This is a genomic window from Streptomyces sp. NPDC088794, from assembly GCF_044750545.1.
GTDB lineage: Bacteria > Actinomycetota > Actinomycetes > Streptomycetales > Streptomycetaceae > Streptomyces.
The window spans coordinates 590,156-611,062 of record NZ_JBIVKB010000001.1 but is presented as its reverse complement, the minus strand read 5'-3'; the positions used below and the strand labels follow the sequence as shown (position 1 = coordinate 611,062).

At 71.4% G+C, this 20,907-nt stretch carries 20 protein-coding genes; 10 read left to right on the top strand and 10 right to left on the bottom strand.

Features of this window, described 5'->3' with window-relative positions; genetic code table 11:
* Window positions 1-21 precede the first annotated feature (21 nt).
* Genes iolD through iolC form a run of 4 tightly spaced genes read right to left on the bottom strand, consistent with a single transcriptional unit; the run spans window position 22 to window position 4,673 of the window.
* On the bottom strand, window positions 22-1,899 hold the full coding sequence (gene iolD / locus ACIP6U_RS02790) for a 3D-(3,5/4)-trihydroxycyclohexane-1,2-dione acylhydrolase (decyclizing) (RefSeq protein WP_401711903.1): 1,878 nt from the start codon (window positions 1,897-1,899) through the stop codon (window positions 22-24).
* Complete coding sequence (gene iolB / locus ACIP6U_RS02785) at window positions 1,899-2,789, bottom strand: 5-deoxy-glucuronate isomerase (RefSeq protein ID WP_401711900.1); 891 nt, start codon at window positions 2,787-2,789, stop codon at window positions 1,899-1,901. Before iolB ends, iolD begins: the two co-directional genes overlap by 1 nt.
* A gap of 28 nt (window positions 2,790-2,817) precedes the next feature.
* Window positions 2,818-3,696 carry a deoxyribose-phosphate aldolase gene (locus ACIP6U_RS02780; RefSeq protein WP_401711898.1) on the bottom strand — a complete coding sequence of 293 codons (879 nt, stop codon included), beginning with the start codon at window positions 3,694-3,696 and terminating at the stop codon, window positions 2,818-2,820.
* 14 nt (window positions 3,697-3,710) lie between these two features.
* Window positions 3,711-4,673, bottom strand: a complete 963-nt coding sequence (iolC, locus tag ACIP6U_RS02775; RefSeq protein WP_401711896.1) for a 5-dehydro-2-deoxygluconokinase — start codon at window positions 4,671-4,673, stop codon at window positions 3,711-3,713.
* 290 nt (window positions 4,674-4,963) lie between these two features.
* Here iolC and ACIP6U_RS02770 point away from each other — a divergent pair, with 290 nt between their 5' ends.
* From ACIP6U_RS02770 to ACIP6U_RS02745, 6 genes are all read left to right on the top strand, one after another.
* Window positions 4,964-5,983 carry a sugar ABC transporter substrate-binding protein gene (locus ACIP6U_RS02770; RefSeq protein WP_401711893.1) on the top strand — a complete coding sequence of 340 codons (1,020 nt, stop codon included), beginning with the start codon at window positions 4,964-4,966 and terminating at the stop codon, window positions 5,981-5,983.
* Entirely contained in the window at window positions 5,983-7,059 is a 1,077-nt protein-coding gene (locus ACIP6U_RS02765; RefSeq protein WP_401711891.1) for an ABC transporter permease, read from the top strand. The genes ACIP6U_RS02770 and ACIP6U_RS02765 overlap by 1 nt, the downstream gene beginning before the upstream one ends.
* Window positions 7,060-7,063: 4 nt before the next feature.
* Window positions 7,064-7,987 (top strand): ATP-binding cassette domain-containing protein, encoded by a 924-nt coding sequence (locus tag ACIP6U_RS02760; RefSeq protein WP_401711889.1) that lies wholly within the window; start codon window positions 7,064-7,066, stop codon window positions 7,985-7,987.
* Between the two features lies 1 nt (window position 7,988).
* Entirely contained in the window at window positions 7,989-8,891 is a 903-nt protein-coding gene (locus ACIP6U_RS02755) for a sugar phosphate isomerase/epimerase family protein (protein WP_401711886.1), read from the top strand.
* A 19-nt stretch (window positions 8,892-8,910) separates the two neighbouring features.
* Window positions 8,911-9,930 carry a Gfo/Idh/MocA family protein gene (locus ACIP6U_RS02750; protein WP_401711883.1) on the top strand — a complete coding sequence of 340 codons (1,020 nt, stop codon included), beginning with the start codon at window positions 8,911-8,913 and terminating at the stop codon, window positions 9,928-9,930.
* Window positions 9,931-10,027: 97 nt separating this feature from the next.
* Window positions 10,028-11,764 carry a hypothetical protein gene (locus ACIP6U_RS02745; RefSeq protein WP_401711880.1) on the top strand — a complete coding sequence of 579 codons (1,737 nt, stop codon included), beginning with the start codon at window positions 10,028-10,030 and terminating at the stop codon, window positions 11,762-11,764.
* Here the strand turns inward: ACIP6U_RS02745 and ACIP6U_RS02740 are convergent.
* From ACIP6U_RS02740 to ACIP6U_RS02725, 4 genes are all read right to left on the bottom strand, one after another.
* Window positions 11,713-12,735, bottom strand: coding sequence for a Gfo/Idh/MocA family protein (locus ACIP6U_RS02740; RefSeq protein ID WP_401711877.1), 1,023 nt, complete (start codon window positions 12,733-12,735; stop codon window positions 11,713-11,715). The two genes, ACIP6U_RS02745 and ACIP6U_RS02740, sit on opposite strands and share 52 nt — an antisense overlap.
* A gap of 88 nt (window positions 12,736-12,823) precedes the next feature.
* Complete coding sequence (locus tag ACIP6U_RS02735) at window positions 12,824-13,828, bottom strand: Gfo/Idh/MocA family oxidoreductase (RefSeq protein ID WP_401711874.1); 1,005 nt, start codon at window positions 13,826-13,828, stop codon at window positions 12,824-12,826.
* Window positions 13,829-13,872: 44 nt separating this feature from the next.
* Window positions 13,873-14,649: an SDR family oxidoreductase gene (locus ACIP6U_RS02730; RefSeq protein ID WP_124002153.1), complete on the bottom strand. Its 777-nt coding sequence runs from the start codon at window positions 14,647-14,649 to the stop codon at window positions 13,873-13,875.
* Between the two features lie 8 nt (window positions 14,650-14,657).
* The gene (locus tag ACIP6U_RS02725) at window positions 14,658-15,824 is read right to left on the bottom strand and encodes a phytanoyl-CoA dioxygenase family protein (protein ID WP_401711872.1); all 1,167 of its coding nucleotides are present in this window, start codon (window positions 15,822-15,824) and stop codon (window positions 14,658-14,660) included.
* Between the two features lie 105 nt (window positions 15,825-15,929).
* Here ACIP6U_RS02725 and ACIP6U_RS02720 point away from each other — a divergent pair, with 105 nt between their 5' ends.
* Both ACIP6U_RS02720 and ACIP6U_RS02715 read left to right on the top strand, forming a co-directional pair.
* Complete coding sequence (locus ACIP6U_RS02720; RefSeq protein WP_401711870.1) at window positions 15,930-16,961, top strand: LacI family DNA-binding transcriptional regulator; 1,032 nt, start codon at window positions 15,930-15,932, stop codon at window positions 16,959-16,961.
* Between the two features lie 10 nt (window positions 16,962-16,971).
* Complete coding sequence (locus ACIP6U_RS02715) at window positions 16,972-17,625, top strand: poly-gamma-glutamate hydrolase family protein (protein WP_401711867.1); 654 nt, start codon at window positions 16,972-16,974, stop codon at window positions 17,623-17,625.
* Here the strand turns inward: ACIP6U_RS02715 and ACIP6U_RS02710 are convergent.
* The gene (locus ACIP6U_RS02710; protein WP_401711865.1) at window positions 17,609-18,766 is read right to left on the bottom strand and encodes a Gfo/Idh/MocA family protein; all 1,158 of its coding nucleotides are present in this window, start codon (window positions 18,764-18,766) and stop codon (window positions 17,609-17,611) included. The two genes, ACIP6U_RS02715 and ACIP6U_RS02710, sit on opposite strands and share 17 nt — an antisense overlap.
* Before the next feature lie 122 nt (window positions 18,767-18,888).
* Between ACIP6U_RS02710 and ACIP6U_RS02705 the strand changes: the two genes are divergently transcribed.
* Window positions 18,889-19,899 carry a LacI family DNA-binding transcriptional regulator gene (locus ACIP6U_RS02705; RefSeq protein ID WP_401711862.1) on the top strand — a complete coding sequence of 337 codons (1,011 nt, stop codon included), beginning with the start codon at window positions 18,889-18,891 and terminating at the stop codon, window positions 19,897-19,899.
* On the opposite strand, the gene ACIP6U_RS02700 is transcribed toward ACIP6U_RS02705, so the two are convergent.
* Window positions 19,889-20,233, bottom strand: a complete 345-nt coding sequence (locus tag ACIP6U_RS02700) for a cupin domain-containing protein (protein WP_401711859.1) — start codon at window positions 20,231-20,233, stop codon at window positions 19,889-19,891. The genes ACIP6U_RS02705 and ACIP6U_RS02700 overlap by 11 nt on opposite strands.
* 131 nt (window positions 20,234-20,364) lie before the next feature.
* Here ACIP6U_RS02700 and ACIP6U_RS02695 point away from each other — a divergent pair, with 131 nt between their 5' ends.
* Window positions 20,365-20,877, top strand: coding sequence for a hypothetical protein (locus tag ACIP6U_RS02695; protein ID WP_401711856.1), 513 nt, complete (start codon window positions 20,365-20,367; stop codon window positions 20,875-20,877).
* Window positions 20,878-20,907: the final 30 nt, after the last annotated feature.

Sequence of the window (20,907 nt, the reverse complement as noted above, 5' to 3'; positions counted from 1 at the left end):
GGCCTTTCGGGGGAGGGGAGTTCAGAGGTGGCGGCGGCGGTCGGCGACCTGGCGGTCGTACTCCTCGCGGGCCTGTACGGCGGCCTCGCGGGAGGCCGTCTCGGCGACCGGCACGTCCCACCAGGCCTCGGCCGGGGGAGCGGTCGGGGTGGCGGTGTCGGTCTCGACGTAGACACAGGTCGGGCGGTCGGAGGCGCGGGCCGTGGCGAGCGCCTCGCGCAGCTCGCGCACGGTCTTGGCGCGCAGGACGTCCATGCCGAGGCTGCCCGCGTTGGCGGCCAGGTCGACCGGGAGCGGGGCGCCGGAGAAGGTGCCGTCTGCGGCCCGGTAGCGGTAGGCGGTGCCGAAGCGCTCGCCGCCGACCGACTCGGAGAGGCCGCCGATGGAGGCGTAGCCGTGGTTCTGGATGAGCAGGAGGTTGACCGGCAGGCCCTCCTGGACGGCCGTGACGATCTCGGTCGGCATCATCAGGTAGGTGCCGTCGCCGACCAGCGCCCACACGGGCGTGTCGGGCGTGGCCTGCTGGACGCCGATCGCGGCCGGGATCTCGTAGCCCATGCAGGAGTAGCCGTACTCCAGGTGGTACTGGCGCGGGCTGCGCGAGCGCCACAGCTTGTGCAGGTCGCCGGGGAGCGAGCCGGCCGCGTTGATGATCACGTCGTCGTCGCCGACGACCGAGTCGAGCGCGCCGAGCACCTGCGTCTGGGTGGGGACGGCGTTCTCGTCGGCGGCGGTGAAAGCCGCGTCGACGACCTGTTCCCAGCGACCCTTGCCCGCGCGGTACGCGGCCTCGTAAACCGAGTTCACACGGTGACCGGCGAGTGCCTCGGTCAACGCTGTGAGCCCCGTCCTCGCGTCGCACACGAGTGTCCGCGCCGCCAGCTTGTGAGCGTCGAACGCGGTGATGTTCAGGTTGACGAACCGGACGTCCGGGTTCTGGAAGAGCGTGTGGGAGGCGGTGGTGAAGTCCGTGTAGCGGGTGCCGACGCCGATCACCAGGTCCGCGGTGCGCGCGAGGTCGTCGCTGACCTCCGTGCCGGTGTGGCCGATGCCGCCGAGGTCGGCCGGGTGGTCGTACCGCAGCGAGCCCTTGCCCGCCTGCGTAGAGGCGACCGGGATGCCGGTGGCGTCCACCAGGGCCTTGAGCGCCTCCTCGGCGCGGCTGTGGTGGACCCCGCCGCCCGCGACGATCAGCGGGCGCTCGGCGGCCCGGATCGCCGCCACCGCCTCCGCCAGCTCGTACGGGTCGGGCGCGGGACGGCGCACGTGCCACACGCGCTCGGCGAAGAACTCCTCCGGCCAGTCGTACGCCTCCGCCTGCACGTCCTGCGGCAGCGCCAGGGTCACCGCGCCGGTCTCGACCGGGTCGGTGAGGACCCGGACGGCGTTGAGCGCGGAGGGGATCAGGGCCTCGGGGCGGGTGACGCGGTCGAAGTAGCGGGAGACCGGGCGCAGCGTGTCGTTGACCGACAGGTCCGCCTCGACCGGGTGCTCCAGCTGCTGGAGGAGCGGGTCGGCGGCCCGGGTCGCGAAGTAGTCGCCCGGCAGGAGCAGCACCGGCAGCCGGTTGATGGTGGCCAGCGCGGCGCCGGTCACCAGGTTGGTGGCGCCGGGGCCGATGGACGTCGTCACGGCCTGCGCGGACAGGCGGTCCAGCTGGCGGGCGTAGCCGACGGCCGCGTGCACCATGGCCTGCTCGTTGCGGCCCTGGTGGTAGGGCATGGTGTCCTCGCCCGCCTCCAGGAGGGCCTGGCCCAGTCCGGCAACGTTGCCATGGCCGAAGATGCCCCAGGTGCCGGCGATCAGCCGGTGGCGTACGCCGTCGCGCTCGGTGTACTGGACGGACAGGAACCGGACCAGGGCCTGGGCGACGGTCAGACGGCGGGTGCGGGTGCTCATCAGGACTTCTCCGGTGCCGTGTAGAGGGGGAGACGGGGGTCGACCGGCTGGTCCGGCCAGGTGTCGCGGACCCAGGCGTGGTCCGGGTGGTCGCAGATCAGCCAGGCGCGCTCGGGCTCGGGGCCCGCCATGACGTTCAGGTAGTACATGTGGTGACCGGGCACCGCCATCGACGGCCCGTGCCAGCCGTCGGGGATCAACACGACGTCCCCGCCCCGGACTTCGGCCAGGACGTCCGTGCCGCGCCCCTGCCCGGAGGGGGAGACGCGCTGGTAGCCGAGGCCGGGGATGCCCTCGTGCTCGGCGAACTCGAAGTAGTAGACCTCTTCGAGCACCGACTCCTCGCCGGGCCGGTCCTCGTCGTGCTTGTGCGGCGGGAAGGACGACCAGTTGCCGCCCGGCGTGATCACCTCGACCGCGATGAGCTTGTCGCACTCGAACACGCCTGCCGCGCCGAAGTTGTTGACCTGCCGGGAGGAGTTGCCGGTGCCGCGCAGCTCCACCGGCACGTCCGAGGCCGGTCCGTAGTGGGCGGGCAGCCGGCGGGTGCAACGCGCTCCGGTGAGCGCGAACCGCCCGCCGCCGGCCGACACGACGGTCGCCCGCGCGTCCCTCGGCACGTACGCGAAGTCGCTCACGGAGCTGAACACGCTGTCGCGGCCGGTGAGTTGGAAGGTGTCGTGGCCGAAGTCGTCGGCGGCGGCGACCGTGCAGCCCCCGCTCAGCGGCAGCACGATCCACTCGCTGTCGCCGGTGTCGAAGGTGTGGCTGCCGCCCGGTGGCAGCTCGAGGACCCGAAGGCTGGAGTAGCCCCAGCCGGCCTTCTCCGGCGTGATGTCCACGACGTAGGGGCCGCCGAGGGCCTTTCCTGCGGGAAGGTGATACGTCATCGCGTTCCTCCGTGTCACGACCGGCCCGTCACAGCAGACCGACGGCCGTGTCGACCGCCGTCTCCACAGTGCCCTCGGCCGGGTAGAGCAGCGAGCGGCCGACGACCATGCCCTGCACGGTGGGCAGCCGCAGCGCCTTGCGCCAGCGTTCGTACGCGCCTTCCTGGTCCTCGCCCACCTCGCCGCCGAGCAGTACGGCCGGCAGGGTGGAGGTCTCCAGGACCTCGCCCATGTCGTCCGGGTCGTCGGTGACGGGGAGCTTGAGCCAGGTGTAGGCCGAGGTGCCGCCCAGGCCCGAGGCGATGGCGACCGACTTGGTGACCGCCTCGGCGGAGAGGTCGTTGCGGACCCTGCCGTCCACCCGGCGGGAGATGAACGGCTCGACGAACACGGGGAGCCGGCGGGCCGCCATGTCGTCGACGGCCCGCGCGGTGGACTCCAGGGTGGTGAGCGAACCGGGGTCGTCGTAGTCGATACGGACCAGCAGCTTGCCCGCGTCGAAGCGGAGCCGCTCGATGTCCTCGGCGCGGTGGCCGGTGAAGCGGTCGTCCATCTCGAAGACGGCGCCCGCCAGGCCGCCGCGGTTCATGGAGCCCATGACGACCTTGTTCTCCAGCACCCCGAGCAGCAGGAGGTCGTCCAGGATGTCGGCGGTGGCGAGGACCCCGTCGACGCCGGGGCGGGAGAGCGCGATGCAGAGGCGTTCCAGCAGATCCGCCCGGTTGGCCATGGCGAGCCTGCGGTCGCCCACGCCCAGCGCGCCGCGGGCCGGGTGGTCGGCGGCCACGATCATCAGGCGGCCGCTGTCGCCGAGCAGTGGCCTGCGCACGCGTCGGGCGGCGGCTTCGGCGACGGCCTCGGGATGCCGGGCTCTGACCGTGACGAGGTCGGGGATGCTGATGGACAAGACAGAGCTCCGTTTCAGGCGGTGGCGCGCGCGAGGAGGCCGTCGACCTCGGCTTCGGTGGGCATCGCGGAGGAACAGGCGAGCCGGGAGGCGACGAGGGCGCCGGCCGCGTTGGCGTACCGCATTGTTTCGGCCAACTCCCAGCCGGACAGCAGCCCGTGGACGAGGGAGCCGCCGAAGGCGTCGCCCGCGCCGAGGCCGTTGGCCACCTCGACGGGCACCGGCGGGACCTCGGCGGTGGTGCCGTCGCGGTGCACGGCCAGCACGCCCTTGGGGCCCTGCTTGACCACCGCGAGCTCCACGCCCGCGGCCAGCAGCGCCTCCGCGCAGGCCAGCGGCTCGCGGACGCCGGTGGCGATCTCGCACTCGTCGAGATTGCCGACCGCGACGGTCGCGTGCCGCAGGGCTTCCGCGTAGTACGGGCGGGCCTCTTCCGGGTCGCGCCAGAACATCGGGCGCCAGTCGAGGTCGAAGACCGTGGTGCCCGCCCTGTCGCGGGCCTTCAGGGCGGCGAGCGTGGCCGAGCGGCTGGGCTCCTCGCTCAGGCCGGTGCCGGTGATCCAGAAGACGCGGGCCGCCCGGATCGCCCAGAAGTCCAGTTCCTCGGTGTGAATCTCCAGGTCAGGAGCCTTAGGCTGCCGGTAGAAGTAAAGAGGGAAGTCATCCGGCGGGAAGATCTCGCAGAAGGTCACCGGTGTCGGATAGGCGGCGACGGGTGTCACCCAGCGGTCGTCGACGCCGAACTCCTTGAGCGCCTCGTGCAGATAGGTGCCGAAGGGGTCGTCACCGGTGCGGGTGATCACCGCCGTGTTCCGGCCGAGCCGGGCCGCGGCGACCGCCACGTTGGCGGCCGAACCGCCGAGGAATTTGCCGAAGGTCTCGACCTGGGCCAGGCCCACACCCGACTGAAGGGGGTAGAGATCGACCCCGATACGGCCCATAGTGATCAGGTCGAAGGGCTGGGCTTTCTGGGCCATGTGCGACGCTCCTAGGGCTCTGTCCGGGGATGCGGGCCCCGGAGGACCTCCGCCTCCCAGGTGTAGGCCTCCGGAGCCGATGCTGTCAATACTTTGTACTGACATTCGGACCTGCTTGTGAAATGATGTCTTAACAAAGTATTGACAGTGGGCGCGCCAAGGGATTGGATCCCGTCCCAGTACTTCTGCCGTATTTGCGGCGCACGACCCGGACATGCCAAGATCCCGGGCCCCGGATCTTTGAGATCCCTCTCCCTTTCCCCCGCAAGCACAGTGAGGTGCCAGGAAAGATGGACCGCTCCACTCACCACCGCTCCCGCAGAATCGTCCCCGTTGTGGCGGTCGCCGCGGCAGCTGCCCTGACCCTCGCCGGCTGCTCCAGCAGCTCCGGGGGCAAGAAGTCCGAAGAGGGCGGGTCGGGCGCCTCGGCGGGCAAGGCCACCACACCCCGGATGACGGTCGCCCTCGTGACGCACCAGTCGCCCGGTGACACCTTCTGGGACATCGTCCGCAAGGGTGCCGAGGCCGCCGCGGCCAAGGACAACATCAAGCTGATCTACTCGGCCGACCCGAACGCGGGCAACCAGGCCAACCTGGTGCAGAACGCGATCGACCAGAAGGTCGACGGCATTGCGATCACCCTTGCCAAGCCGGACGCCATGAAGGACGTCGTGAGCAAGGCGACGGCCGCGAAGATCCCCGTGGTCGGCCTCAACTCCGGTGTCAGCGACTGGCAGAAGCTCGGCCTGATGGAGTTCTTCGGCCAGGACGAGACCGTGGCCGGCGAGGCGTTCGGCAAGAAGCTGAACGAACTCGGCGCCAAGCACACGGTCTGTGTCGTCCAGGAGCAGGGCAACGTCGGCCTCACCCAGCGCTGCGACGGGGTCAAGAAGACCTTCTCCGGCAAGACCGACGTCCTGTACGTCAACGGCACCGACATGCCGTCGGTGAAGTCGACGATCACCGCCAAGCTCAAGACCGACAAGTCCATCGACTACGTCACCACGCTCGGCGCCCCGTTCGCGCTGACCGCCGTGCAGTCGGTGTCCGACGCGGGCAGCAAGGCGAAGATCGCGACCTTCGACCTGAACAAGGACCTCACCACGGCCATCAGCAAGGGCACGATCCAGTTCGCGGTCGACCAGCAGCCGTACCTCCAGGGCTACTTGGCGATCGACTCGCTGTGGCTCTACAAGAACAACGGCAACTACATGGGCGGCGGTGAGCAGCCCGTGCTGACCGGCCCGGCGTTCGTCGACAAGTCCAACGTCGACGCGGTGGCGGCGTTCGCCGCGAAGGGCACCCGGTGATGAGTATGACCCAGCACGCCGAGCCGGCGGTGGAGACACCGCCGGCCCCCGGCCCCAAAGAGGCCGACGGCAGGACCTCCCAACGCCCGCTGGTCTTCAAGCTGTTGGCGCGCCCCGAGGTGGGAGTCTTCCTCGGCGCCGCCGCCGTCTACGTCTTCTTCCTGATCGCCGCGCCCCCGGTGCGTGACGGCAGTTCGATGGCGACGGTGCTGTACCAGTCGTCGACGATCGGCATCATGGCGCTGCCGGTGGCGCTGCTGATGATCGGCGGCGAGTTCGACCTGTCCTCCGGTGTCGCCGTCATCTCCTCGGCGCTGACCGCGAGCATGCTCAGCTACCAACTCACCATGAACGTGTGGGTCGGTGTGATCGTCGCGCTGCTCGTGTCGCTGGCGATCGGCGCGTTCAACGGCTGGATGGTCGTCAAGACCGGGTTGCCCAGCTTCCTGGTCACCCTGGGCACCTTCCTGATCCTCCAGGGCGTGAACCTCGCGGTGACCAAGATGGTCACCACCAACGTCGCCACCGACGACATCAGCAACATGGACGGCTTCGGCCAGGCCAAGAAGGTCTTCGCCTCGTCCTTCGACATCGGCGGCGTCCAGGTCAAGATCACGGTCTTCTACTGGCTGGTCTTCGCGGGCATCGCCACCTGGATCCTGCTGCGCACCAAGTACGGCAACTGGATCTTCGCGGTCGGCGGCAACAAGGACAGCGCCCGCGCCGTCGGTGTCCCGGTCACCTTCACCAAGATCTCGCTGTTCATGCTGGTCGGCTTCGGCGCCTGGTTCGTCGGCATGCACCAGCTCTTCACCTTCAACACCGTCCAGTCCGGCGAGGGCGTCGGCCAGGAGCTGATCTACATCGCCGCGGCCGTCATCGGCGGCTGTCTGCTGACCGGTGGCTACGGATCCGCGATCGGCCCGGTCTTCGGTGCCTTCATGTTCGGCATGGTCAACCAGGGCATCGTCTTCGCCGGCTGGAACCCCGACTGGTTCAAGGCGTTCCTCGGCGTGATGCTGCTCGGCGCCGTGCTCATCAACTTGTGGGTCCGCCAGTCGGCGACCCGGAGGTGACCCCATGACATCCATCGACAAGTCCGGCACCCACGGCGAGATCATCCCGGACACCGTCCCCGAGCAGGGGGCGAAGGACGCGCCGATCGTCGAACTCCGCAACGCCGGCAAGTCCTACGGCAACATCCGTGCCCTGCACGGTGTCGACCTCAAGGTCTTCCCCGGCCAGGTCACCTGTGTGCTGGGTGACAACGGCGCGGGCAAGTCCACGCTCATCAAAATCATCTCGGGTCTGCATCAGCACACCGAGGGCGAGTTCCTCGTCGACGGTGTCCCGGTGCGTTTCTCCACCCCGCGTGAGGCGCTCGACAAGGGCATCGCGACGGTCTACCAGGACCTGGCGACCGTGCCGTTGATGCCGGTGTGGCGCAACTTCTTCCTCGGCTCCGAGATGACCAAGGGCCCGTGGCCGATCCGCCGTCTCGACATCGACAAGATGAAGAAGACCGCCGATCACGAGCTGCGTGAGATGGGCATCATCCTGGACGACCTGGAGCAGCCCATCGGCACGCTCTCCGGCGGCCAGCGCCAGTGCGTGGCGATCGCCCGCGCCGTCTACTTCGGTGCCCGTGTCCTGATCCTGGACGAGCCGACCGCCGCACTCGGCGTCAAGCAGTCCGGTGTGGTCCTGAAGTACGTCGCCGCCGCCCGCGAGCGGGGTCTCGGCGTCATCTTCATCACCCACAACCCGCACCACGCCTACATGGTCGGCGACCACTTCAGCGTGCTGCGCCTGGGCACCATGGAACTCTCCGCCTCCCGGGACCAGGTCAGCCTCGAAGAGCTCACCAACCACATGGCGGGCGGCACCGAACTCGCCGCCCTCAAGCACGAGTTGTCCCAGGTGCGCGGGGTCGACGTCGACGAGCTGCCGGAGGCGAACGACCTCACCGCACCCGTGGCGACCGGCTCCGAAGGGAAAGCCTGAGATGGCGAACGCCCTCGACCGCATCAGGGTCGGCTCGGCGCCCGACTCCTGGGGCGTCTGGTTCCCGGACGACCCGCAGCAGGTGCCCTGGGAACGTTTCCTGGACGAGGTCGCCCAGGCCGGCTACCCGTGGATCGAGCTGGGTCCGTACGGCTATCTGCCGACCGACCCGGCCCGTCTCACCGACGAGATCGCCAAGCGCGACCTCAAGGTGTCGGCCGGCACGGTCTTCACCGGCCTGCACCGCGGCCCGTCCGTCTGGGAGTCCACCTGGGAGCACGTGAGCCAAGTGGCCGCGCTCACCCAGGCGATGGACGCCAAGCACCTCGTCGTCATCCCGTCCTTCTGGCGCGACGACAAGACCGCCGAGATCCTGGAGCCGCCGGAGCTGACCGCCGAGCAGTGGGCCCATCTGACCAAGGGCATGGAACGGCTCGGTCACGAGGTGAAGGAGGCGTACGGCCTCGACATCGTCGTGCACCCGCACGCCGACACCCACATCGACACCGAGGACCACGTCGAGCGCTTCCTCGACTCGACCGACTCCGAACTGGTCAACCTCTGCCTGGACACCGGTCATTACGCCTACTGCGGCGGCGACAGCGTCAAGCTGATCGAGACCTACGGCGAGCGCATCGGCTACCTCCACCTCAAGCAGGTCGACCCGGAGATCCTCGCCGACGTCGTCGCCCACGAGGTGCCGTTCGGGCCGGCCGTGCAGCGCGGTGTGATGTGCGAACCGCCCACCGGCGTACCGGAGTTGGGTCCGGTCCTGGAGGCCGCGCAGAAGCTGGGCGTGGAGCTGTTCGCCATCGTCGAGCAGGACATGTACCCGTGCGAGCCGGACAAGCCACTGCCCATCGCGGAGCGCACCCGCAAGTTCCTGAGGTCCTGCGGCGCCTGACCACCCGAGGGGGACGACCATGGCTCAGCGTGGAACGCTAGGAGTGGCCGTCGTCGGCACCGGCAAGATGGGCGCCGACCACGTCCGCCGAATCCAGGAAGTCACCAGCGGTGCCCGGGTGAGCGCCGTGGTGGACGTCGACGCGGAGCGCGCGAAGGCCGTCGCCGCCCGGGTCGACGGCTGCACCGCCTACACCGACCCGGCCGCCGCGATGGCGGCGGCCGACGTCGACGCCGTCCTGATCGCCTCACCGGGGCCCGCTCACGAGGCGGCCCTGCTGACGGCGATCGAGCACGGCCTGCCGGTGCTGTGCGAGAAGCCGCTCACTCCCGACGCGGCCTCGGCGCTCCGTGTGTTGGACACCGAACGAAAGCTGGGCCGGCGACTGGTCCAGGTGGGCTTCATGCGGCGCTACGACGCCGAGTACCTGAGACTCAAGACCCTGCTGGAGACAGGCCAGTTGGGCAGACCTCTCATGCTCCACAACCGGCACCGCAACGTCGCCTCCGCACCCGACTGGCGCAGCGAGATGCTGATCAACGACTCCGTCGTGCACGAGATGGACGTGACCCGCTGGCTCCTCGACCAGGAGATCACCGCGGTCACCGTGCTGCGCCCGAGACCGTCCGCGAACGCTCCCGACGCCTTGCAGGACCCGCAGTTCGTCGTCTTCGAGACGGACGGCGGTGCCGTCGTCGACGTCGAGATCTTCGTCAACTGCGGCTTCGGCTACCAGGTCCAGGCCGAGGTGGTCTGCGAACGCGGCACCGCCCGGATCGGCGACGGCCACGCCATGGTCACCAACATGGCAGGCCGCTGGGGCGGCACCATCGCCCAGGACTTCGTCGAACGCTTCGCCGACGCCTACGACCGCGAACTCCAGACCTGGGTCGACGCCACCCGCGCCGGCGAGGTCGTCGGCCCCAGCGTCTGGGACGGGTACGCGGTGGCGGCCGTCTGCGAGGCGGGCGTGCGGTCGCTGGAGGAGGGCGGCCGGGTGGAGGTGGAGCTCGTGGAGCGGCCGAAGCTGTACGGCTGACGGCCTCCCTCGTCGACCATGGCGTTGTCGAGCACGGGAGGGGCGCAACCTCCAAGTGCCCCCGGTCGTCCTCTGATTGACGGCGAGGGGGCGGTGGATGGGTGTCCTGCGGATGATGCTGCCGGTGCCGCGCGCGGTGGCCCGGGTGGCGCCGGGAGCGGGCCGGCCACTGCTCGGTGCGGCGCTGCTGCGCTGCGTCATGCCGGCCTGGGTGCTGCTGCGACCGCCGCCGGTCGCACGCCGGGTGGCGTGGGCGGCGGAGGCGGTCGAGCTGTACCGATCGATCGGCGCGGAGAACCGCCCGGACGAGCTGGCCCGCGCCCTGGTGCTGCACGGCCAGGTGCTGCTGCTCGCGGAGCGGTACGAGGAGGCGGTCGCCGCGGTGGACGCCTCCTCGGCGGTGCCGGGGGCGCGACCGTCGCCTGCGCGGACCGCGGGTGCCCTGCGCACCCGGGCGCAGGCCCTCCTGGACGCGGGCAGGGCCGAGGAAGCCCTCGCACCGGCCCGGGAGTCCGTCGAGCGGTATCGCGGCGGACCGCGCCCGGCCCGCCGCGACCGGTCCCTGGGCGGGCTGCCGACCGCAATGCTCACCCTCGCACTGGTGCTGGGAAGGCTCGATCGCCGGACCGAGTCGGTGGCGGTGCACGAGGAATGCGCGGAACTCCTGCGAACCATGCCCGTACGGCAGTTGGGACGGTTCGGGCTGACTCGGCCGAGGGTGCTCGTCGAACTGATCGACGGATTCGGGGCTCTCGGCCGCCACGAGGAGGCCCTGGCGCTCGCCGCGGAGGCGGAAGAAGCCCTCCAGGGACCGGTCGTGTGGGCCGGCCCCGAGCTCGTCCAGTACCTGCGCGTACGGCTCCCCACAGCGCTGGCCCGCAGTCGTCTCGCCATGGGCAGGACCGCCGAGGCGCGCGACACGGCCGAGGAGGCGGTCACGCAGGCGCGCAAGGGGATGGAACGCCATCCCGTGCGCGGGCCGCTGTGGTTGGTCGACGCGTTGGTCTGTTTGGCCTCGGTCCTTGACGAAGTGAAGGCGCGCGAGGAGGAGTTGGGCGTCCGGCGGGAGCTGGTGGACGCCTACGCGCGGCTCGCGGCCGACCGCTCGGCGGGCTACGAGCCTTCACTCGTCGACGCTTTGGGCGCGCTGTCCGTCGTGCACGAGGAACTCGGCGAGCACGCCGAGTCCGTCGCCGCGACCGAGCGGGGCGTGACCCTCCTGCGGCGTCTCGCGGAGCGCGAGCCGGCAAGCTTCGAGCCTCATCTCGCCCGCTGGCTGGCCGACTTGAGCCTGTGTCAGCAGAGTGCCGATGTGAGGGAGGCGGCCGTGGCGAGCGCCCGGGAGGCGGTGACCCTCACCCGGCGACTGGCCGAGTCCGACTGGCCGACGTACACACCCCTGACGGCCCGTCGGCTCCGGGTCCTGGGTGCCGCCCTGCGCCGCAGCGGCGACTTCGCGGGAGCCGTGACGAGCTACGAGGAGGCCGAGGCCCTCCTGCGTGATGCGGTGGAGCAGTCCGACGACGACGTCGACCGGCACGGGTCCGACCTGGCCCGGACCCGTTTCCTGTTGGCCTGGGCACTCCGCAGGGCCGCCACGGCCGACGGTGCCGAATCGGCCGTACCGGCCCTGCGCTCCCTGCTCGCCCTCACCCACCGCACGGACGCCACCGCCGTCCACGCCGTCTGCGTCATGGCCTTCGCGGAGGCACGGACAGAGCATCAGGACGACGTCGTACGGGAATGGGAGACGGCGACGGGTGAGCCGTATCCGACCTTCGTCTACCGGTTCACGACCGACCGTGGCCGCGGTTCGAAGCCCGCCGCCCGATAGCACGCGTCGATCAGCGTCATCGTCGCCACCGCGTCGTCCGCGTCCAGCGGCAGCGGCTCGCCGCCGCGTACCCGCGCCGCGAACGCCTCCAGTTGGTAGGTGTACGAGGACCGTGTGCCGAGCCGTTCCGTGCGCTCGCCCTTCGCCGTGCGGACCACGACCCGGTCGTCGAGCTGGGGAAGGACGAAGTTCGGGGCGCTCGCCTCGCCTTCGGTGCCGACGATCCGAAGGCTCATCTCCAGCTCGTCGTACGCCATGTGGCAGCGGGCGCTGCCGGTGGCCCCGTCGGGGTACTCCAACTCGGCGTCCAGCCACTCGTCGACCCCTGGCGCCCCCGCCCGTTCGCCGCCCCGGGCGGAGACGAGCCGTGGGGCACCGCCCGCCCAGGGGGCGAGCTGCCGCAGCGCGTGCAGGCTGTAGCAGCCGAGGTCCATGACGGCGCCGCCGGCGAGAGGGAGGGACCAGCGCGGGTCGGTGTCGGGCGGGGCCGGGATCGCGACCAGGGCCTCGACCCGGCGCAGCGTGCCGATCTCGCCGCTCGCGAGGATCTCGTGCAGGCGCCGGGTGACCGGGTGGAAGAGGTAGTGGAAGGCCTCCATGAAGACCGTCCCGGCCTTCGCCGCCGCCTCCCGGACCTCGGCCGCCTCCTCGGCGTTGCTCGCCGACGGCTTCTCCGACAGGACGTGCTTGCCGGCCGCGAGGGCGGCGAGGTTCCACGGACCGTGCAGCCCGTTGGCGAGCGGGTTGTAGACGACCTCCACCTCGGGGTCGGCCAGCAGGTCGGCGTAGGAGTCCGCGACCCGCTCCACGCCGTGCTCGGCCGCGAAGGCCTCGGCGCGGGACCGGTCGCGCGCGGCCACCGAGACGAGTCGGTGGCCGGTCGCGCGGGCCGGGTCGACGAGGGCGCGCTCGGTGATCCGTGCGGCTCCGAGGATTCCGATGCGCAGGGGTTCTTGGACCGGTTCGCTCATGGCTGCGGCTCCTGTTCGACAGGTTCTACATGGGTGTTCCGGGCGCCGGAGGCCGGTCCTGCGCCCGGAACGTCTGTGGGGCCGCCGGTCAGGCGCCGCGGACCTCGGCGATCGTCACCGGGCGGTGCTCCTGCAGCGAGAGCGTGCAGGCGTCGGCGATCCAGCCGGCCTCCAGGGCGTCCGCCACCGTGCAGGGGGAGGGACGGTTGCCGGCCACGACCTCGGTGAACGCGGTGAGTTCGGCGCGGTAGGCCGCGGTGAAGCGGTCCATGAAGAAGTCGTACGGGACGCCCGCCGGGAAGGTCACGCCGGGCTCGACCGAGCGCAGCGGGAGCCGGTCCTCCAGGCCCACGGCGATGGTGTCGTCGAAGCCGTGGATCTCCATGCGGACGTCGTAACCCCGGCCGTTGTGGCGGGAGTTGGAGACCACCGCGATCGTGCCGTCGTCCAGGGTGAGGATCGCGCCGGTGGTGTCGGCGTCGCCCGCCTCCTTGATGTAGTCGGCACCCCGGTTGCCGCCGACCGCGTACACCTCGGTCACCTCGCGGCCGGTCACCCAGCGGATGATGTCGAAGTCGTGCACCGAGCAGTCCCGGAAGATGCCGCCGGAGGCGGCGATGTACGCGGCCGGCGGCGGCGCCGGGTCCAGCGTGGTGGAGCGGACGGTGTGCAGCTTGCCCAGCTCGCCCGACTGGACGGCGGCCCGGGCGGTGACGAAACCGGCGTCGAAGCGGCGGTTGTAGCCGATCTGGATCGGTACGTCGCTGCCCTCGACGGCCTTGAGGACCTGTACGCCCTCGGCCATGGTCTTGGCGACCGGCTTCTCGCAGAAGACCGGGATGCCGGCCTCGACGGCGGCCAGGATCAGGCTCGGGTGGGCGTCGGTCGCGGCGGCGATCACCACACCGTCCACCCCGGCGGCCAGCACGGCCTCGGGGGAGTCGGCGACCTCGGCGCCGAAGCGCTCGGCGGCCTTCTTGGCCGCTTCCGCGAACGGGTCGGCCACGACGAGCGACTCGACCGCGTCGAGTCCGGAGAGGGTCTCGGCGTGGAAGGCGCCGATGCGGCCGAGGCCGAGGATTCCGATACGCATGAGGGTGCTGCTCCTTGGAAGTGCGGGTTTCTTGCGGGGAGGTCTCAGTCGAGGGCGCCGAGGACGTTCTGGTCCCAGTCGAGCACCGAACCGGTCACCACGCCCGACCGGTCCGACAGCAGGAAGACCACGAAGTCGGCGATCTCGTCCGGCTGGCCGAGCTTGCCCATCGGCAGCTTGGCCGCGGCCTCCTCGCGCCAGCCGTCGTCGGCGCCGTGGAACGCCTTCTGGGTGGCGTCCTCGCCCTCGGTCGCGGTCCAGCCGATGTTCAGGTCGTTGATCCGGATCCGGTCCCAGCGGTGGGCGTGGGCGGCGTTGCGGGTCAGCCCCGCGAGGCCGGCCTTGGCCGCGGAGTACGCCGCCAGGTTGGGCGGGCCGCCGTGGGCGCAGTTGGAGCCGATGTTGACGATCGTGCCGGGCGCCTTGCGGCTCAGCATGTCCGCGACCGCCGCCTGCATGGCGAAGAACGGCGCCTTGAGGTTGATCGCGATGTGCTTGTCGAACAGCTCCGGCGTGGTCTCCAGGAGCGAGCCCCGCGAGGTGAGCCCGGCCGAGTTGACCAGGCAGTCGACGCGACCGTACGCGGCGACGACGTCGCCCACGGCGGTCTTCGCCTGCTCGGCGTCGGCGAGGTCGGCGCGGATGAACATCGCCTTGCCGCCGGCGGCCGTCAGCTCGGCCACCAGCTCCTCGCCCGGTGCCGGGCGCCGCCCGGTCACGGCCACGACCGCGCCCTCGCGGACCGCGGCCCGGGCGATCGCGGCGCCCACCCCCTGGCTGCCGCCGTTGACCAGGACGACCTTGTCATCTAGAAGGCCCATGATTCTCCTCAGCTCTCGCGCCGCTCGGCGCAGGCCCGCAGCTCGTCGCGCAGAGCCCGGGGTGTCCATGTCTCGCGCAGCGCCCGCCGCACCACGTCCGCCTGGGAGGGCGGGGCGAGGCCGTCGACGGGTGGGTCGCTGTCGAGGTTGGTCGGAAAGGGGTAGCCCTCGGCGCTCGCGGCGATCACGTTTCCCAGCCACTCCTCGCCGACGCCCTCGGCGCGGCGCCGGAGCAGGGCGGGGAACACGGCGTTCGCGATCGCCTCACGGTCCACCGTCTCCATGGCCCGCCCGAACGCGGAGGACACCTGGAGCAGGTTGGCCGCGCGCCGGATGTCCGCGGACCGGTTGGTGCCGGCCGCGTGGAAGAGCGCGGGGTTGAAGAAGACCGCGTCGCCCTTGGCGAGCGGGAGCTGCACGTGGTGCGCCTCGAAGTAGGCCCGGAACTGCGGCAGCCGCCACGCCAGGTAGCCGGGCTCGTACTTCTGCGAGTGCGGCAGGTACATCGTCGGCCCGGACTCGACCGGCATGTCGCAGTGCGCCACCGCGCCCTGCAGGGTCAGCACGGGGGAGAGCGCGTGCACGTGCGCCGGGTAGGCGGCAGCGGCCTCGTTGGACAGGAAGCCCAGGTGGTAGTCACGGTGCACGGTCTGCGCCGCGCCGCCCGGGTTGACCACGTTGACCTGCGAGGTGACCTGGTAGCCCGGGCCCAGCCAGGCGGCCGAGACCAGCGCCAGCATGTCGTTCGCGTAGTAGTCGGCGAACGCCTCGGGGTCGTACAGGGCCGCCTTCTCCAGCGCGTTCCACACCCGGTCGTTGGCGCCCGGCTTCGCGAAGTGGTCCCCGGCGCTCGCGCCCGAGGCACGCTGTTCGGCGATCAGCGCGTCGAACACCGTGCTCAGCCCGTCGACCACGGACAGGTCGGGGAAGGCGCCCTTGAGGACCACGATGCCCGGCCCGTCGGCGAGGGCCCGGACCAGTTCGTCCTCGACGCCGGCGCGCTCCTCGGTCTTGCGCAGGAGGTCGCTGTCGTAGACCAGGACGTTGCGTTCGACGCCGGTGGCGTGCGGGTACTCGGCGAGGTCGGTGACCGTCTCGGCGAGGGTGCGGAAGGCGTCGAGATCGCAGTCCTGCTCGGACAGCCGCGCACGGCTGCGGACGGAAGGGAAGGACATCGTCGTCCTCTCGGAAACGGAGTGACCCAGCTCTGTCATTCTTGTCAGTACAAACCCCTCGAACAACCAGCAGGCAGCCATCAAAAACCCTTCAAGGAGTCACCGGTGGGCCACCCCTTCCCGATCCGCGAGATCGCACGTCAGGCGGGTCTCAGCGAAGCCACGGTGGACCGGGTGCTGAACGGCCGCGGCGGCGTCCGGGAGAGCACCCAGCGTGAGGTCCGCCAGGCGATAGCGGACCTGGACCGGCAGCGCACCCAGGTCCGTCTGGTCGGCCGCACCTTCATGATCGACATCGTGATGCAGACGCCCGACCGCTTCTCCACCGCCGTACGCGGCGCGCTGGAGACGGAGCTCCCCTTTCTCCACCCGGCCGTCGTGCGCTCGCGCTTCCACTTCCGCGAGACGGGCCCGGCGCAGGAACTCACCAAGACCCTGGACCGCATCGGCCGGCGCGGCTCGCAGGGCGTGATCCTCAAGGCCCCGGACGTCCCCGAGGTCACCGCCGCCGTGGCCCGGCTCGCCGAGGCCGGCATCCCCGTCGTCACCCTGGTGACCGACCTGCCCGCCACCGCCCGCCTCGCCTACGTCGGCATCGACAACCGGGCCGCCGGCGCGACCGCCGCGTACCTCATGGGCCAGTGGCTCGGCGACCGCCCCGGCAATGTCCTCACCAGCCTCAGCAGCGGGTTCTTCCGCAACGAGGAGGAGCGCGAGATGGGCTTCCGCAGCGCGATGCGCAGCCGGTACCCCGAGCGCGCCCTGGTCGAGATCGCCGAGGGCCAGGGCCTGGACGCCACCCAGTACGACCTGGTCCGGGCGGCGCTGGCACGCGACCCGGACATCCGGGCCGTCTACTCCATCGGCGGCGGCAACATCGCCACCCTCAAGGCCTTCGAGGACCTGGGCCGCGAGTGCGCGGTGTTCGTCGCACACGACCTCGACCACGACAACACCCGCCTGCTGCGGGCACACCGCCTGTCCGCCGTCCTCCACCACGACCTGCGCCAGGACATGCGGGAGGCCTGCCACATCGTGATGCGCGCCCACGGCGCCCTGCCGCCCGCGGGACCGACCCTGCCGTCCGCGATCCAGGTCGTCACGCCCTACAACATGCCGTCGCAGACGACGAGTTGAGGGGACGGGAGTGACCACGAGGACCGAACGGGTCGAGATCGAAGGCGTCAGTCTGCTCGCCACCCTCACGGTGGGCGGCGACCTCGGACTGCTCGCGCTGCACGGCAGCAACGAAGGCGGTACGGCGGAACTCGCGCGGTCCGTCGCGGAACGCTGCGCCGCCACCAGCCTGGTCTTCACCCAGCCCGGTGTCCGCAAGCCGGTGCACATCCCGTCCCCGCGCATGGCGGTGCGACACTGCACGCTCCTGCGGGACTTCCTGGCCCATGTCGAGCTGGTGGTCTCCCTGCACGGCCACATGCGGCCCACGGCGCCGCGCTCCCTCTTCCTCGGCGGTGGGAACCGGCCCGCCGCGCGGCTGCTCGCCGACGAACTCGGTTCCCTGCGGCCGGAGTTCGAGCCGGTCACCGACCTCGACGAGATCCCCGTGGCCCTGCGCGGCCTGCACGCCAGGAACCCGGTGAACCTGGCCCGCCGAGGGGGCGTCCAGGTGGAACTCCCGCTCTCCGCAAGGACATCGCGGCGGGGCTGGGTCCCGGGCGTCCCGGACACCCCGCCGCAGTCCGTCGCCGACGCGCTGGCCAAGGGTGTGGAGCTGCTGGCGACCCGGCCCGGGGACGGACCCGCGTCCGGTCCCAAGTCCGGTCCTACGCTTGGACGTTGACCCAGGATCCGCTCTCCGCCGACCGCACCATGGCGTCCACCACCGCGGCGCTGTGCACCGCGTCCGGCAGGGTGGCCCCGTACGGGCTGCCCTCCGCGATGGAGCGCAGGAAGCGGTGGGCCTCGATCACCTTGAGGTCGTCGTAGCCCATGGCGTTCGCCGCGCCCGGCTGGAAGGCGGCGAACTCGCCGTCGCCCGGGCCGACATAGACCGTACTGACGGGCTGGTCCTGGTAGGTGGTGCCGCGGCTGACGCCCAGCTCGTTCATCCGGCGGAAGTCCCAGAACACCGCGCCCTCGGTGCCGTGCACCTCGAAGCCGTAGTTGTTCTGCTCGCCGACCGAGACCCGGCAGGCCTCCAGGACACCGCGGGCGCCCGAGGCGAAGCGCAGCAGGCAGCTGACGTAATCCTCGTTCTCGACCGGGCCGAGCACGCCGCCCGTGGCCCGGGTGTGGCCGGCGGTGGCGCCGGTGGGGCGGGCCCGCTCGGGGATGAAGACGGCGGTGTCGGCGGTCAGGGAGGCGATGTCGCCCAGCAGGTACCGGGCCAGGTCGGCGCCGTGCGAGGCGAGGTCCCCGAGCACTCCGCTGCCGCCGCGCTCACGCTCGTACCGCCAGGTCAGTGCGCCGTCGGGGTGGGCCGCGTAGTCGCTGAACAGGCGGATCCGGACGTGGGTGACCGTGCCGATCGCGCCGGAGGAGATCAGCTCGCGGGCGGCCTCCACCGCGGGCGCGTTGCGGTAGTTGAAGCCCACCGCGCCCTGGACGCCGGCCTTGGCGACCGCGTCGGCCACGGCTCCCGCGTCCGCCGGGGTCAGACCCACCGGCTTCTCGATCCAGATGTGCTTGCCGGCCTCGGCCATCGCCACGCCGATCTCGCGGTGCAGGAAGTTCGGGGCGGTGATGCTGACCGCCCGGACCCGCGGGTCCCGCGCGACCTCGCGCCAGTCCCGGGCCGTCGAGGCGAACCCGAACTGCGCGGCGGCCTCCTCGGCCCGGCCGGGCACCTCCTCGGCGACCGTCACCAGCTCCGGACGCAGGGGCAGCCGCGGGTAGTGGTGCAGGACGCGGGCGTACGCCTGGGTGTGCACCCGGCCCATCCAGCCGAACCCGACGACGGCGACACCGAGCGAATCCACCATGACAGCCCCTCTTTGGACCGGTCCATATCCTGTCCAGCCCACCCTGAAGCCCCTGCTCCGCCGCTGTCAACCCTCACCGGACCCTTTGACAAGCTGTATCAGCACATGGAACGGTCCAGAACATGAAACCGCCGACGATCCGCGACGTGGCCGAGCGGGCCGGCGTGTCCAAGTCGTTGGTCTCGCTCGTGCTGCGCGGCTCCGAGCAGGTGCGCCCCGAGAAGCGGGAGGCCGTGCTGCGGGCGGTACGGGACCTCGGCTACCGGCCCAACGCCGCCGCCCGCAGCCTCAGCGAGCAGCGCACCCGCACGGTCGGCGTGCTGCTGAACGACCTGCGCAACCCCTGGTTCGTCGACCTCCTCGACGGCCTGAACTCCCTGCTGCGCGACAACGGCCTGCACATGCTGCTCGCCGACGCCCGCCTCAACCGCCGCACCGGCGACGACCTCGCAGGCCCCTTCCTGGACCTGGGCGTGGACGGCCTCGTGGTGGTCGGCACCCTCCCGGACCCGGCCGTACTCGGGACGATCGCCGAGCGGATGCCGGTCGTCGTGGCGGGCGCCCGGGAGCCGCTGCTGCCGGGCGTGGACGTCTGCGCGGGCGACGACGAGAGGGGCGCGCGCCTGGTCACCGAGCACCTCATCGGGCTCGGTCACCGCCGGATCGCGCACATCGCCGGGTACGGCGCCGTCGGCGAACTGCGCCGGCGCAGCTTCGAGGCGACGATGCGGGCGCACGGTCTCGCGGACGGGGCTCGGGTCGAGGCCGGCGACATGACCGAGGAGGGCGGCTACCGCGCCGCCGTCCGCCTGCTCGGCCGCCCCGACCGACCCACCGCCCTCCTCGCCGTCAACGACATCGCCTCCGTCGGCGCCCTCTCGGCGGCCGAGGAACTGGGGTTGCGCGTACCGACGGACGTGTCCGTGACCGGCTACGACAACACGAGCATCGCCCGGCTGCGCCACGTCTGGCTGACCACGGTCGACACGGCCCCGCACGAGGTCGGGCGACGCGCCGCCCGCTGCCTCCTTGACCGGTTCGAGACGCCCGGGGGAGCGGGCCGGGTCCACCTGGCCGCCCCGACCCTGAAGATCAGGGGCACCACGGCAGCCCCCGCCGACCTCACAGATTGATCGCGTACGCCTTCCGCAGCGTCTCGTGCACCGTCCAGGTCGTACGGTCGCCCGCGCGCAGCACGGCCAGGTCGCCGGGCCCGACCCGGAGCGTCGACCCGCCCTCGACCTCGATCGTCGCCGATCCGCTGATCACCACGAACAGCTCGTCCGCCTCGGTGTCCGTGACGACCCCCGGCGTGATCTGCCAGACGCCCCGGATCTGCCGCCCGTCCGCCGACTCCCAGACCACCTTGCCGGTCACCTCGGGCGTCCCGGAGACGATCTGCGCGGGGTCGAGGGGCTCGGGTTCGAGCTCGACGTCGGGGATGTGGAGTACGAAGCTGTCGGTCATACCCGGACCCTAGCGACCCCGTCCGCCGACCGGGCGTGGACACTGTGTGCGGTATCGGCCCAGGTGGGAGGACACATCGTCGGGCGGCCCCGGACTGGCGCGGCGGCCCGGGCCGGGTGATCGTCGAAGGCATGACGGACTCCACGACGGCCGTCCCCGCGCCGCGACAGCACGACACGCGCGAGGCGATCCTCTTCGGCGGTGTCTACGGCTCCGTACTGGCCTGCTCGATGGTCGCGGCACTCACCCAGTACGGCCACACCTCCCAGGACAGCCGTCTCTACGACGCCGCCTGGCTGTTGGTGACCGCGGCCGCCTCCGCCCTCGCGCACGGCTACGCCCACTACATCGCCGAGCGCGCCCCGCACCGCCGCGGGGACGCCCTGCGCGTCCTCGCCGACGAGTGGCCCCTGGTCACGGCGGTGCTGCCGACGGTGCTGGTGCTTGCCGGGGCCGGCTGGGGCTGGTGGCCGGCGGACGACGTGGAGTACGCGGCGTTCGCCCTGAACATCGTGCTGCTGTTCGCGCTGGGCCTGGTCACGGCCCGGTGGTCGCACCGCAGTTGGCCGGTCGCCGTGGCCATCGGGGCGGTGGACGCGCTGCTGGGGGTGGTCGTGGTGGTGGCCAACGCGGTCATCAAGTAGCCGGTGTCCGGCAGGACTTCCGGGTACGGC